At 71.8% G+C, this 12,832-nt stretch carries 11 protein-coding genes and 1 pseudogene; 5 read left to right on the top strand and 7 right to left on the bottom strand.

From position 1 onward, the window contains the following. The first annotated feature begins 112 nt into the window (after positions 1-112). On the top strand, positions 113-1,360 hold the full coding sequence (locus OG936_RS15840; protein ID WP_406495423.1) for a cytochrome P450: 1,248 nt from the start codon (positions 113-115) through the stop codon (positions 1,358-1,360). An 88-nt stretch (positions 1,361-1,448) separates the two neighbouring features. On the opposite strand, the gene OG936_RS15835 is transcribed toward OG936_RS15840, so the two are convergent. The 3 genes from OG936_RS15835 to OG936_RS15825 form a co-directional block, all read right to left on the bottom strand. Beyond that, positions 1,449-1,781: a hypothetical protein gene (locus OG936_RS15835; RefSeq protein WP_406495422.1), complete on the bottom strand. Its 333-nt coding sequence runs from the start codon at positions 1,779-1,781 to the stop codon at positions 1,449-1,451. A gap of 105 nt (positions 1,782-1,886) precedes the next feature. Beyond that, positions 1,887-3,515 carry an ABC transporter permease gene (locus OG936_RS15830; protein WP_406495421.1) on the bottom strand — a complete coding sequence of 543 codons (1,629 nt, stop codon included), beginning with the start codon at positions 3,513-3,515 and terminating at the stop codon, positions 1,887-1,889. After that, the gene (locus OG936_RS15825) at positions 3,512-4,426 is read right to left on the bottom strand and encodes an ATP-binding cassette domain-containing protein (RefSeq protein ID WP_406495420.1); all 915 of its coding nucleotides are present in this window, start codon (positions 4,424-4,426) and stop codon (positions 3,512-3,514) included. Before OG936_RS15825 ends, OG936_RS15830 begins: the two co-directional genes overlap by 4 nt. 100 nt (positions 4,427-4,526) lie before the next feature. Here OG936_RS15825 and OG936_RS15820 point away from each other — a divergent pair, with 100 nt between their 5' ends. After that, positions 4,527-5,051: a GbsR/MarR family transcriptional regulator gene (locus OG936_RS15820; protein WP_406495419.1), complete on the top strand. Its 525-nt coding sequence runs from the start codon at positions 4,527-4,529 to the stop codon at positions 5,049-5,051. Positions 5,052-5,141: 90 nt separating this feature from the next. On the opposite strand, the gene OG936_RS15815 is transcribed toward OG936_RS15820, so the two are convergent. From OG936_RS15815 to OG936_RS15805, 3 genes are all read right to left on the bottom strand, one after another. Further along, positions 5,142-5,654, bottom strand: a complete 513-nt coding sequence (locus tag OG936_RS15815) for a hypothetical protein (protein ID WP_406495417.1) — start codon at positions 5,652-5,654, stop codon at positions 5,142-5,144. Then, positions 5,597-6,487: a hypothetical protein gene (locus OG936_RS15810; RefSeq protein ID WP_406495415.1), complete on the bottom strand. Its 891-nt coding sequence runs from the start codon at positions 6,485-6,487 to the stop codon at positions 5,597-5,599. Before OG936_RS15810 ends, OG936_RS15815 begins: the two co-directional genes overlap by 58 nt. A 69-nt stretch (positions 6,488-6,556) precedes the next feature. Then, positions 6,557-7,414, bottom strand: a complete 858-nt coding sequence (locus OG936_RS15805; RefSeq protein WP_406495413.1) for a diacylglycerol kinase family protein — start codon at positions 7,412-7,414, stop codon at positions 6,557-6,559. 186 nt (positions 7,415-7,600) lie between these two features. On the opposite strand from OG936_RS15805, the gene OG936_RS15800 reads away from it, so the two are divergent. Both OG936_RS15800 and OG936_RS15795 read left to right on the top strand, forming a co-directional pair. Then, positions 7,601-8,884, top strand: coding sequence for an adenylosuccinate synthase (locus OG936_RS15800; protein ID WP_266906188.1), 1,284 nt, complete (start codon positions 7,601-7,603; stop codon positions 8,882-8,884). Positions 8,885-9,155: 271 nt separating this feature from the next. Then, a pseudogene (locus OG936_RS15795) lies at positions 9,156-9,269 on the top strand (chitinase); the annotation flags it as partial. Between the two features lie 62 nt (positions 9,270-9,331). Here the strand turns inward: OG936_RS15795 and OG936_RS15790 are convergent. After that, a complete protein-coding gene (locus OG936_RS15790) occupies positions 9,332-10,810 on the bottom strand; it encodes a helix-turn-helix domain-containing protein (RefSeq protein WP_406500469.1) in 1,479 nt (492 codons plus the stop codon). Positions 10,811-11,199: 389 nt separating this feature from the next. Between OG936_RS15790 and dnaN the strand changes: the two genes are divergently transcribed. After that, positions 11,200-12,327: a DNA polymerase III subunit beta gene (dnaN, locus tag OG936_RS15785; protein ID WP_406495412.1), complete on the top strand. Its 1,128-nt coding sequence runs from the start codon at positions 11,200-11,202 to the stop codon at positions 12,325-12,327. Positions 12,328-12,832: the final 505 nt, after the last annotated feature.

The raw sequence follows: 12,832 nt of genomic DNA, 5'->3' as shown, positions 1-12,832 counted from the left end.
GCGGAGGCGGGCAGAGGTGGGCCGGGCTGGGCTGGGCCGATGCGGGGCGGGCCGGTGGTGGGGCGTCCGGGGAGGGTGGTCGGCGGCCGTCCCGCCCGGTTAGCGTCCGTACATGTACCCGTCTTCCCGTTCCGCGGCCGATGGCTCCTTCGAACCCGTCCGCCCCTTCGATCCCTGGTCGCCGGCGTTCGTCGCCGACCCGTACCCCGCCTACGCCGGGCTGCGTGCCACCGGCCGGGTGCATTACTTCGAGCCCACCGACCAGTGGCTCGTACCGCACCACTCCGACGTGTCCGCCCTGCTGCGCGACCGCCGCCTGGGCCGTACGTACCTGCACCGCTTCACCCACGAGGAGTTCGGCCGTACGCCGCCGCCCGCCGAGCACGAGCCCTTCCACACCCTCAACGGGCAGGGGCTCCTCGACCTGGAGGCCCCCGACCACACCCGGATCCGACGCCTGGTCTCCAAGGCGTTCACCCCGCGTACGGTCGAGCAGCTCGTGCCGACCGTCCGACGGCTCGCCGCCGGGCTGGTCGACTCGTTCGCCGAGGCGGGCGGCGGCGATCTGCTCACATCGGTCGCCGAGCCGCTGCCCGTCGCCGTCATCGCCGAGATGCTCGGCATCCCGGAGTCCGACCGCGCCCCGCTACGGCCCTGGTCGGCGGCGATCTGCGGCATGTACGAACTCAACCCGTCCGACGACACCGCCCGCGCCGCCGTCCGTGCCTCGCTCGACTTCTCCGCGTATCTGCGTGAGCTGATCAAGGAGCGGCGCAAGAACCCCGGTTCGGATCTGATCTCCGCACTCATCGCCGCCCACGACGAGGGGGAGCGGCTGAGCGAACAGGAGATGATCTCCACCTGCGTGCTGCTGCTCAACGCGGGCCACGAGGCGACCGTCAACACCACGGTGAACGGCTGGTGGGCCCTGCTGCGCCACCCCGGGCAACTGGCCGCCCTGCGCGCCGACCACGGGCTGTTGCCGACGGCGATCGAGGAGCTGATGCGGTACGACACCCCGCTCCAGCTCTTCGAGCGCTGGGTTCTCGACGACATCGAGATCGACGGCACGGTCATTCCGCGTGGCTCCGAGGTCGCCCTCCTCTTCGGCTCCGCCAACCGCGACCCGGCCCGCTTCCCGGCCCCCGACACTCTGGACCTGGCCCGCCGGGAGAACCCGCACATCAGCTTCGGCGCAGGCATCCACTTCTGCCTGGGCGCCCCGCTGGCCCGCGTCGAACTCGCCGCCTCCTTCGGTGAGTTGCTGCGCCGGGCCCCGAACCTGTGCCTGACGGCCGAGCCCGAGTGGAACCCGGGCTATGTGATCAGGGGTCTGAAGGAACTGCGCGTCGAGCTGTGACGGAGTGAGCGAACGGCGGAGGGAGGAGGACGATGGCGGATGGCGGATGGCGGAACGGGGGAGGGCGAGGCAGGGGCGGGGCCGGGACTCAGCACGGCCCCGGATCGCAGTTCAGTGGCGGGCCCGCCAGTACGTCGAACGCGACCCCGAAGCCGACAAGGGCCGTGAGGAGCACCCCCGCCCCGAGCGCCTGCCGCCACTTTCCCTGGACGAGGGAGAAGAGGGTGATTCCGGCAGCGATGCCGCCGAGAGTCATGACCGGCAGCCCGAACCAGAGCACATCCCACTCCGACACGCCCTCGAAGCCGCCGAAGATGCCGCGCCGGCCGTAGGGGGCCCAGGCCAGCATCCCCGCAACCCCACCGGCGGCGGCGACCACGCACCCGACGACTCCCCGGACGGCTTCGCTTCGGGTCTCCACGATCTGGGGGACGCGTGCGCACCACGGGAAGGTTGCACTTCCGGGGCAGTCCCGTCCCCATCCCGAGGCCGCCCTCGCCGCCGCCCTTGCCGCCGCTCTCCCCCGTCACGTGAGGACATCGCGTCTTCGCAGCGCCGTCATCCCTGCCCCCACCAGCACCACCGCAGCCGAGGTGAGTGCCAGCACCGGCCCCCACTCCATCCCCGTGCCCCCCGGCAGCTTCGGCAGATGCGTGAACGGGGACACGTCCATCACCGGCTGCGGCAGATTGACCGCAGGCCCGATCCACCCCAGCGCCAGGCATATCCCGGCCACGCCCCAGGACGCCACGGCCGCCTTCGGGAGCGCCCCGTACAGCAGGACTGCCATCCCGCCCAGCAGCCAGACCGCGGGCAGTTGCACCAGTGACGCACCCAGCACGGCCGGGAGTTCATGTCCGTAACCGGCGGCCAGGCCGAGGCCGCCCACCGCCATGATCAGGGCCGCGCCACCGAACGCGATGACCAGATGACCGGCCGCCCACCCGATCCGGCCGACCCCGCCCGCCAGCACCGGTTCGGCGCGCCCGGCGGTCTCCTCACCGTGCAGCCGCAGCACCGACGCGACGATGTACAGCGCCGCGACCATCCCGAGCATGGAGACCATCGTCGCGAGGAACGCGTCGGTCAGGCCGGCCTGTCCGCCCATCCGTTCGAAGATCTCCTTCGTCTTCGCGTTGTCGCCGACGAGGTCCGCCGCCCCGCCGGTCAGCCCGCCGAAGACGACACCGACCGCGGCGAAGGACAGCGTCCAGCCGATCAGCGCACCGCGCTGGAGCCGCAGCGCCAGACCGAACGCCGTGGAGATCCGCCCCTGCGCCGGGCCGGGCCGGGTCGCCAGGAAGCTCATGCCGATATCGCGCCGTCCGGTCAGGGAGTAGGCGAGGGTGGCCTGGACGGCGACGGCGGCGGCGATGACGAGCAGCACCCACCAGCGTTCGTCCGCGTACGCGCGCACGTTCTCCGCCCAGCCGATGGGGGAGAGCCAGGTCAGCACGGACGAGCCGTCGCCCGTCGCCGAGTCGCCCGCCGCCTTCAGGACGAAAGCGGCACCGATCACCGCCGCCGTGAGACCCTTCGCGAGCCGGGCGCTCTCGGTGAACTGCGCGGCGATCGCGGCGGTGCAGGCGAACAGCACACCGATCCCGGCGATCGCCAGGGCGAGCGCCACCGCCCCGGCACCGCCCGCGTCGGATCCGGCCATACCGGCCGCGATCACCAGCGCCAGCGCGGCGTTGGCGATCAGCGCGGCGAGGAGCGCGGAGGTCAGCGGGGCGCGGCGCCCCACCACGGCGGAGGAGAGCATTTCCTGACGGCCGGTCTCCTCTTCCTCCCGGGTGTGCCGGATGACGACGATCAGGCTCATCACGGCCGCCATCGCTCCACCGAAGCCGACCATCCGCCAGCTGACGAGCCCGCCGACGGAGTCGTTGAAAACCGGCCCGTACAGCGCGCGGAGCGAGCTGTTGGCGTTCATCGACGCGGCGAGTTCGGCGCGTCCGGCGGCGGTGTCGTACAGCGAGGCGAAGGATCCGCCGACGGAGGAGAAGGAGCCGCCGAGCACGATCACCCAGATCGGCATCATGATCCGGTCGCGCCGCAACGCGAGCCTCAGCAGGAGCCAGGTACCGGCGAGCTGTCCCGCTCCGGCCCGGCGTCCCGCCCCGGCCGGCGCGGTCGTGGTCACGGCAGTCATCGCGCCGCCACCCCCGCACCCTCGCCGCTGTCGGTCGCGTAGTGACGCAGAAAGAGCTCCTCCAGGGTGGGCGGGGTGCTGGTCAGCGTCCGTACACCCGATGCGGAGAGCGACTTCAGGACGGCGTCCAGCTTGTCCGTGTCGACCTGGAGCGTGACCCGCAGGTCCTGGATGTCGAGGTCGTGGACGCCGGGCAGCCGCGCGAGCCCGTTGGGCGCACCGGCCAGTTCGGCGCTGATGTTCGTACGGGTCAGGTGGCGCATGTCCGCCAGCGACCCCGTCTCCACCGTCCGTCCCTGGCGGATGATGCTGACCCGGTCGCAGAGCGATTCGACCTCGCTGAGGATGTGGCTGGACAGCAGGATCGTCCGCCCGCGCGCCCGTTCCTCGGCGACGCAGCCCTGGAAGACCTCTTCCATCAGCGGATCGAGCCCGCTCGTCGGCTCGTCGAGGATCAGCAGATCCACATCGGAGGCGAACGCGGCGACGAGGGCGACCTTCTGCCGGTTGCCCTTGGAGTACGTACGCCCCTTCTTCGTCGGATCGAGCTCGAACCGCTCGACGAGGCCGGCGCGCCGGGCCGGGTCGAGGCCGCCGCGCAGCCGCCCGTACAGGTCGATCACTTCGCCGCCGGAGAGGTTGCGCCACAGCGTGACGTCACCCGGGACGTACGCCACGCGTCTGTGGAGCTCCACCGCGTCGATCCAGGGGTCGCGGCCGAGCAGTTGGGTGGCGCCGGAGTCGGCCCGCAGCAGTCCCAGCAGCACCCGGATGGTGGTGGACTTCCCGGACCCGTTGGGCCCGAGGAAGCCGTGGACCTCGCCCGTCTCGACCGTGAGGTCGAGGCCGTCCAATGCATGTGTCCGGCCGAAGGATTTGTGCAGCCCGGCCACCGTGATCGCCTTCGTCATGTTTCTGAAGGTACGCTACTTTCACAAAATTGTGAAGTTAAGGAAGCGTATAAAGTTGGGCCCACGGCGGGGGCCGGGAATCAGGGGAGACGATCGGGCGATGACCAGCGAAACCGAACAGAACGCGCGCGATGAGCGCGACGCGGAGGCCGTGTCGCGGTTCGTGGAGCGGTTCGCGTCCGAGATGACCGAGGCGGGGATGCAGCGGATGGCGTCCCGTGTCTTCGCGGCGCTCCTCGCGGACGACGACGGGTCGATGACCTCCGCCGAGCTCGCCATGGCGCTGCAGATCAGCCCTGCGGCCGTGTCCGGTGCGGTCAATTACCTCACCCAGGTCAGCATGGTCGGCCGCGAGCGCGACCCGGGCTCGCGCCGCGACCGCTACCGCCTGCACGACGAGGTCTGGTACACCACCTTCACCCAGCGTGACCGGGTGCTCACCCGTTGGGAGAGCACCCTCAAGGAAGGCGCCCGCACACTGGGCGAGCACACCCCGGCCGGCGCCCGGCTCGCCGAGACGGCGGCGTTCTTCGAGTTCGTACAGGCGGAGCTGGGCGGGGTGATGGACCGCTGGAGTGAGCACCGCAAGACGCTCGATCTCCCGACGGTGGACGGGCGTGAGTAACGGTGGGCGGGCGTAAGCAGGGGTAGGTACCGGATCGCGCACGCCCGATGCCGAATGTCCGCCGGGTGGTGTGGAGCCCCAGGATCCCGTTCAACGCGGCGGCGCGGGGCCGGGCCCGGCGTCCGGCCCGGCGTCCGGCCCAGCGTCCGGGTCGGCGCCCGGCCCAGCGTCCGGGTCGGCGCCCGGCCCAGCGTCCGGGCCGCTACGCGCCCACGGGCGGGCGGGCAGCGCGTGCGGCGGCAGTCTCCGGCTCTGCAGCGGCCCCTGTACGACCAGTCGGACCACCCCGCCGACGGCCCCGAACGCGATCAGCGCCAGCCCGCTGAACCCGACGACGTCCGTCACCACGAAGGCCGGGGTGCCACGCAGCTCCGAGTCGTACAGATCGCCCTTGAACGGCGGGTACGACACGACGAAGCCGCTCTCGTAGCCCTCCACCGAGGCCCGGTACCGGGCGCAGTGGAACAGCCCCGTGCGTTCCTGCCCGCCGAACGGATCGGTCCACCGCACGACGCAGCGGCCGTCGCCGCGCTCACCGATCACCGTCAGGTCGACGTACGGGTCGTCGTCGGACGCCGCCGACCACCAGGTGGCGAGCGCCATGAGGAGGCAGCCGAGGACGAACACCCAGCGGAAGACGCCCCGCCACCAGGGCCGCCGCCTCCGCGCCTGGGCCACCGGCGCCGGAACCGTTGCCCCTTCCCCGCCTCCGCGGCCGTGACAGCCTCCGCCGCCCCGACCACGCCCGCATCGCCCGCATCGCCCGTAACGCATGCATCGCCCGTACCGCCCGTACCACCCGCATGGCTCATAGCGCCCGTAGCGATCTGTGGCTGGGGCGGGGCCGGGCGCGTGCGGAGGTCGCTGACCTGCGGGCGGGCCGCGATCGAACGGGCCCGGCGGCCCCGCACCGGCTTCGCCCAGATCAGTTCCGTACCGCCGGGCGGCGCAAGCACGCCCCCCTTGCGGGGATCGCCGCACCACCACAGCATCCCGCCGGGGTCGTTCAGCAGCGGGAAGCGCCACTGCGGCGTCGACGGGGCCAGCGGGAGCAGCTCATCCGTTCCGGGCCCGCTCAGCACCACCGCAGCCCCGCTGCTGCCGCGCTGCAGGGCGACCGAGGAGTGGGCCACCCACGGCCCGGCGCCGAGCACCCGCCGCATCCGCCGGGCCCGGTGCCGCACCAGGGCCCCGCCCGCCAGCAACGCCCCGCTGAGACCGCCGACCGTCGGAGACCCGGGCCACCCGTCCAGGCACACCCCGAGGTACACCACCGACCACACCCCCACCGCGCCGCCGCCGAACCAGCGCCAGGCCGAGGTCCGGTACCGCTCCAGCGCGTCCGCCGTCCCCGGCAGGTCCAGCGCGACCGGGTGCGACCGCACCGCCCCCGCGCCCGTCCCCCGTCTGCCCGCCTCGCCCGAACCGTCCGACATCCCCGGCCCCGCCCTTCTGCCCGGCCTCGCCGGCCCTCCTCGCCCGTCCGACGTGCCCCGCGCCGGAGGCTACCCCTCGACCACCGGCAGCATCAGCCCCCAGGCGCCCGCCCGCACCGTCCACGTCCGCGTCCGTACCGGGCCGCCGACCTGTATGTCCGCGCGGTAGCGGAAGTCCGCGCCCGAGACCGTGACGGCCTTCGCCTCCGCCATGACCGGGTCGGCCGACGGAGGGCGGATCACCACCTCCGCGAGGCCGCCGTCACCGCCCTGCGGGGTGACCGTCACCGACTCGACCGGGTGGTCCAGATCGTTCAGCAGGACACCGTCCGCCTCGACCCGCAGCCGGTGCGTGCGTGGTGGTGCGGGGGACGGGGGCGGGGTGGGGCGAACCAGGGTGCGGACCAGGGAGCGGCAGGTGTCCCAGACCGCCGTGACCCCCGTACGGTCGGCCACCGCGCCGGGCAGCGCGCTCAGGGCCGGGATGCGCACCGCGCCCAGGACGACGCCGTCGCTGTCGTCGACCAGCAGGTCGAGCTTGCGGACGGCACCGTCCAGCGCGGTACGCGCCGCCGCCACCGCGCCCCGGGGCACACCGAGCGAATGGGCGAGTTCCAGCGTGGCCGTCGCGCCGACCGGGATCAGCGCGAGTGCAGTCCCGGCAGGCTGCCGCTCCCGGTGCAGCAGGGCCACCGCCCGCCGCAGCGCCCGGTCGTCGCCGACCACCACCGGCCGTCGATTTCCCCGGCGGGACAAGGCCCGCGCGAACTCCTCGGGCCCGTCGGGCAGGCAGATTTTGGCGTGCGAACCGGCACTGAGCACGTCCTTCGCGATACGGACGGACTCGCCGTCGGTCCGGCGGGCTACCGGGTCGATGACCACCAGCAGCTGGTGCGCACCGTCGCCGGGGGGCTGGGCAGCCGACACCTCGGTCCTTCCTCGGGTAGCATCTTGGTGCAAGAGCCCCTTGCGCTATTGCGCCAGGGGCTTCGTCTATTCCGGGGCACCCGGTTCGACGGTTCAGGCCTTGTCGTACATCGTCGTACGGCATGTACGACGTTTACGTACGCCCCCTGACCTTGGACATGCCCCGCCCGGAAGGGGTGTACGCCTGTGCCCGCACTTGTGCTGCTCGGTGCTCAGTGGGGTGACGAGGGCAAGGGAAAGGCCACCGACCTCCTCGGTGGATCCGTGGACTATGTGGTGCGTTACCAAGGCGGCAACAATGCCGGCCACACGGTGGTCGTAGGTGACCAGAAGTACGCACTTCATCTCCTCCCCTCCGGAATCCTTTCGCCGGGGTGTACCCCGGTCATCGGAAACGGTGTCGTCGTCGACCCGGCCGTCCTGCTCTCCGAGCTGAGTGGGCTGAACGACCGCGGCGTGGACACGTCCAAGCTGCTGATCAGCGGCAATGCCCATTTGATCACCCCGTACAACGTCACGGTCGACAAGGTGACGGAACGGTTCCTCGGGAAGCGCAAGATCGGTACGACGGGCCGTGGCATCGGTCCGACGTACGCCGACAAGATCAACCGTGTGGGCATTCGCGTCCAGGACCTCTACGACGAGTCGATCCTGGAGCAGAAGGTCGAGGCGGCCCTGGAGCAGAAGAACCAGCTCCTCGCCAAGGTCTTCAACCGGCGCGCGATCGAGCCTGGCAAGATCGTCGAGGAGATGCTCCAGTACGCGGAGCAGATCAAGCCGTACGTCGCCGACACGACGCTGGTCCTGAACAACGCCATCGACGCGGGCAAGGTCGTCCTCTTCGAGGGCGGTCAGGGCACGCTGCTCGACGTCGACCACGGCACGTACCCCTTCGTCACCTCGTCGAACCCGACCGCGGGTGGCGCCTGCACCGGTGCCGGCGTGGGCCCGACGAAGATCAGCCGGGTCATCGGCATCCTCAAGGCGTACACCACCCGCGTCGGCGCGGGCCCGTTCCCGACGGAGCTGCTCGACGAGGACGGCGAGGCGCTGCGCCGGATCGGCGGCGAGCGCGGTGTCACCACCGGCCGCGACCGTCGCTGCGGCTGGTTCGACGCGGTCATCGCGCGGTACGCGACCCGGGTCAACGGTCTCACCGACTTCTTCCTCACCAAGCTGGACGTGCTGACCGGCTGGGAGCAGATCCCGGTGTGTGTCGCGTACGAGATCGACGGCAAGCGTGTCGAGGAACTCCCGTACAGCCAGACCGACTTCCACCATGCGAAGCCGGTCTACGAGATGCTGCCGGGCTGGTCCGAGGACATCACGAAGGCCAAGACCTTCGACGATCTGCCGAAGAACGCTCAGGCGTACGTGAAGGCGCTGGAGGAGATGTCCGGCGCCCCGATCTCCGCGATCGGTGTCGGCCCCGGCCGTACCGAGACCATCGAGATCAACTCCTTCCTGTAAGAAGTCCCCGCGGGTTCCTGCGAAGGAGCCCGACCGCGGGAGCGTGAACACGTGGTGAGGGCCGGGACGGTGCGTCCCGGCCCTCACCACGTTCTGTTCGGTCCTTCCCGCAGATCCGCAGCCCCTTCGGCGTCGCGCACGGCAGATGCCCAGTCGCGCACGGCAGATGCCCATGGGTACGGATCACGTCCTGGCCGTTCCCCCGCGCGCCCGGGAGTTTCAAGCCTGCGCGCAGTTCGCTGGAGCCGATCGCGCCGTCGAGGTGGCCGGGGGTTCCCTGGGGTGCAACGGCGGCAACCCCGCCCAGGCCCGGAGCCGTATCGACCGCTCCCAGGCGTTTGTCCAGATCCTCGGTACCACCCCCGGCTGCAACCTGAGCTGCTGAGGCTCGGCCCCCCACCCGACGGGGGCGTGTCCGGCCCCGGCCGGACACGCCCCCGTTCCGGCTCACCGAGCGGCGTCGGCCCCCGCGACATCCAGCGCCCGGAAGGCCAGCCACAGGTCGTAACGCGCACTCGGTGTCTGGAGCAGCGAGCGCTGGAGAGCCGATTCGAGGCGCGTGAGACGCTTACGGACTCCCGGCACCGAAATGCCCAACGCGGCGGCCGTCGGGCCCAGTTGGGCCTCGCAGTCCAGCCAGGTGCGCAGCGTCGTCCGCGGATCGGCCGTGCTCCCAGAGGCACCCGACGCGGTGAGCGGGCGCAACTGCTGGGCCGCCCACTCCTGCACGGCCGGGCCGCGCAGGATGTCGTCCAGCCGGTGGGACGGCTCCGGCGTCGCCTCGTCCGGGCGGACCGTCCGGGACACGGTCGGCGTGGCGCGGATGCGCAGGGCCAGGTCGAGGGCGGCCTGGCCGGCGACCCGGTTCAGGTCGACACCGAGCAGCTCGCCGATCAGACGGAGCCGTGCGGTCAGGGTGTTCCGGTGGATCTTCAGGTGCTGGGTCGCATGCGAGGAGAACGCGAGCCAGGAGGTGAGGGTCGCCGCGAGTTCCTGGCTGCCCGGGTCGTGGCTGCGCCGCGGCAGATACGTGAGCAACGGGTGCAGCAGCCCGTCCGCCCACCGTGCACCGGCCGCACCGACGACCAGGGCGGCGTCCGGCGCCGAGCCGAAACGGGCGTGCCGTACGGGCAGCCCGCGGGCCACGGCCAGGGCGTGGAAGGCCTGCCGGTATCCGGTCGCCGTGTCGGACAGCGGTACGTCCTCGCTGGCCCCCACCACACACTCGTCCACCTCGTCGGCGAGCCGGTGGCCGAGCGGCTGTTCCGTCGCGTCCGGGTCGGCCGGTACGACGAGGATCAGATGGCGTGCGTACACCGGGCACCGCACGATCCAGGACCGGCCGCCGGACAGCTCCGCGCAGATCCGCGCGACCTCGTCGCGGCGACCGCCCGGGCACTCCACGACGCACACCCGGACGGGGTCGGGCAGCGTGGGTTTCAGTGCACCCGCCACCTGATGCGCGATGGACAGCTGACCGGTCATGAGCAGATGCAGCACCGCTTCCCGGCCGCGCGACTCCGCCAGGTCGACGCGGCGCCGCTTGCGTTCCACGGTCTCCGCCGTCCAGCACAGGGCGAGCGGCATCGCGACGTCGGCGAGCAGTGCGAGCAGTCCGTGCGGCAGCGGGCGCGGGGCGACGACGGCCAGAACCGGGGGAGCGGCGTCGGGCGGACCGTCCAGCGGGAACAGCAGCGCGGTGTACGGACCCCGGTCGAACGAGAAGGAGCGTGAGTCGAGCGAGGCCAGTTCCTTCGCGCCCTCGGTGGCCAGGGCGGCGGCGTCGACGCCCGTACGGTCCGGGGCCCTCGTCACACCGTGCAGGACGGTGCCGTCCCCGTTGAGCAGCCCGGCCCAGCCCTTCGCCCGGCCGGACACCCAGCGCAACAGCTCCTGCGTTCCGCCGGATCGGGCCAGCCGGTACATCCGCAGTACGTCGTCGGCCCGTTCCCGCGCGCGCACGCCTCCTCCGCTTCCGCGCCCCTGCGTTCCACCCAAAAACCGGAGTGCATCGTACCGGTTCGACTGTGCGGACTGATACCCCTGACGGCCCACACAGTGCGAACTGAACCTTTCTGTCGCCTACCCGAAGTCCTAGAGTCCGAACACGGTTGCGGCCCCCTTCGGGGGAGGGGTACCGAGGCCCTCGGGGGAGGGGCACGGGGACGGCGGCCGCGGCTCACGGGGGTGGCCGCTGTCGTCGTCCGCAACCGGTTCGCTTCTTCTCGCGTTGTCAGTGGCTGCCCCTAGGGTCGGATCACGATCAGGACCACGTTCACGATCACGATCCGAGACGACTGGAAGAGGCCGCCGTCATGGAGTTCCGTATGGAGCGCAGCGCATTGACCGACGCCGTGGCCTGGGCGGCCCGGGTACTGCCCACGCGCTCGCCCGTTCCCGTGCTGGGCGGGCTGTTGCTGGAGGCGGCCGACGGGCGGCTGCGCATCTCGGGCCTCGATTACGAGGCGTCCGCGTGCATCGAGGTGGAGACGGAGACCGTACGGGCCGGGAAGGTGCTGGTCATGGGCCGCCGGCTGCTCGATGTGTGCCGGGTGCTGCCCGAGGGCGTGGTGGAGTGCGCGGTCGAGGGCTCACGGTTCTCGCTGGCCGGTGACAGAGCCCGGTTCGGGCTCTCGGTGCTGCCGTTCGACGACTATCCGGCGCTTCCGCCGCTGCCGGAGGTGCTCGGTGCTGTGGACGCGGAGGAGTTCGCCGCGGCCGTCGCCCATGTCGCGGTGGCGGCCGGCCGGGACGACACGCTGCCGACCCTGACCGGTATCCGGCTGGCGCTCGACGGCGACACGATGACCCTCGCTGCGACGGACCGCTACCGGTTTGCCGTACGCACGCTCACGTGGAAGCCCGGGCAGGACGGCGTCTCGGCCGATGTCGTGATCTCCGCCCGCAGGCTGGCCGAGATCGCCCGCTCCTTCAGCCGGGCCGGAATGGTCCAACTCGCGCTGGACGGCGGATCAGTCGGTTTCGAACTGGCCGGGATGCGGACCACAGTGCGTCTGCTGGATGGCCGACTGCCGCGCCACGACAAGCTGTTCGCGATGACGGACCCCCTCCGCGCGGTCCTTGACCGGGCGCCCCTCGTCGAGGCCGTCAAGCGCGTCGCCGTGGTCGCGGAGGGCGGCAGCCCGCTCCATCTGACGTTCTCCGGCGACTCGGTGCTGCTGCAGGCGGGTTACGAGGACGATGTCGCCTCCCAGCGTCTGCCCGCCGCGCTCGGGGGCACCGACGAGCTGACGGTCGCCTTCAATCCGTCGTATCTGATGGATGCCCTGGCCTCGTTCGACGCACCCGTGGTCCGGTTCGAGTTGATGGGCCCCGGCCAGCGGGCGATGGTCACCGGATGGGCCTCCAGGGCGGACGCGGCGGACGAGGCGGCGAGCCCGGTTCACCAGCATCTGTTGATGTCGGCCAGGCCGTTGGTCTAGCGCGGTCCGGATACCTCCCGGGTGCCCTGCCGGACCGGCTCCGCGCCGTGCCGGCGCGGGATGAGGCCGGTGAGGGCCCGTTCATGGCGAGGTGGGGGCGCAGGGGCAGTCCGGGGTGGCGCCGAGACACAGGTGCAGCGTGACGCGGAGCCGCCGGTCGAGGGCCGAGCGTGAGGTGTTCGAGCGTCAGGATTCTGCGGGTCCGGAGTCTGCCGGTCCGGAGGCGGTGTGAGGTTCTTCTGGAGGTGTGAGCGCGAAGGGAGCCGCGATGGTGAGCAGAACGTCCCGCAGCCAGTACAAGGGCGGAAGCGTTCTGGCCAGCGGTTCCGGAAATAGGCCGGCCAGCCAGTATCTGGCCCGCCCGTGCAACCTGGTGTCCGTATCGAGCAGGGCGTTTCGCAGCGATTACGGGTGGCGAACCCGGTCCCGTCGTCACCGAGGCGAACGGGCGGCGGGCGACCGGCCTGCCGGTCACCTCGGTACGGAGCCGGGTGCGGGGGGGGGG

Origin of the sequence: Streptomyces sp. NBC_00846 (genome assembly GCF_045207325.1) — a bacterium.
GTDB lineage: Bacteria > Actinomycetota > Actinomycetes > Streptomycetales > Streptomycetaceae > Streptomyces.
The sequence above is the reverse complement of the archived record's forward strand: the minus strand, read 5'-3'. Positions and strand labels throughout refer to the sequence as shown.

Excerpts from the sequence above, each read along its gene's own strand:
- OG936_RS15840 (WP_406495423.1), top strand. The coding sequence starts at position 113 with ATGTACCCGTCTTCCCGTTCCGCGGCCGATGGCTCCTTCGAACCCGTC.
- OG936_RS15830 (WP_406495421.1), bottom strand. The coding sequence starts at position 3,515 with ATGACTGCCGTGACCACGACCGCGCCGGCCGGGGCGGGACGCCGGGCC.
- OG936_RS15825 (WP_406495420.1), bottom strand. The coding sequence starts at position 4,426 with ATGACGAAGGCGATCACGGTGGCCGGGCTGCACAAATCCTTCGGCCGG.
- OG936_RS15820 (WP_406495419.1), top strand. The coding sequence starts at position 4,527 with ATGACCAGCGAAACCGAACAGAACGCGCGCGATGAGCGCGACGCGGAG.
- OG936_RS15815 (WP_406495417.1), bottom strand. The coding sequence starts at position 5,654 with ATGGCGCTCGCCACCTGGTGGTCGGCGGCGTCCGACGACGACCCGTAC.
- OG936_RS15810 (WP_406495415.1), bottom strand. The coding sequence starts at position 6,487 with ATGTCGGACGGTTCGGGCGAGGCGGGCAGACGGGGGACGGGCGCGGGG.
- OG936_RS15790 (WP_406500469.1), bottom strand. The coding sequence starts at position 10,810 with ATGTACCGGCTGGCCCGATCCGGCGGAACGCAGGAGCTGTTGCGCTGG.
- dnaN (WP_406495412.1), top strand. The coding sequence starts at position 11,200 with ATGGAGTTCCGTATGGAGCGCAGCGCATTGACCGACGCCGTGGCCTGG.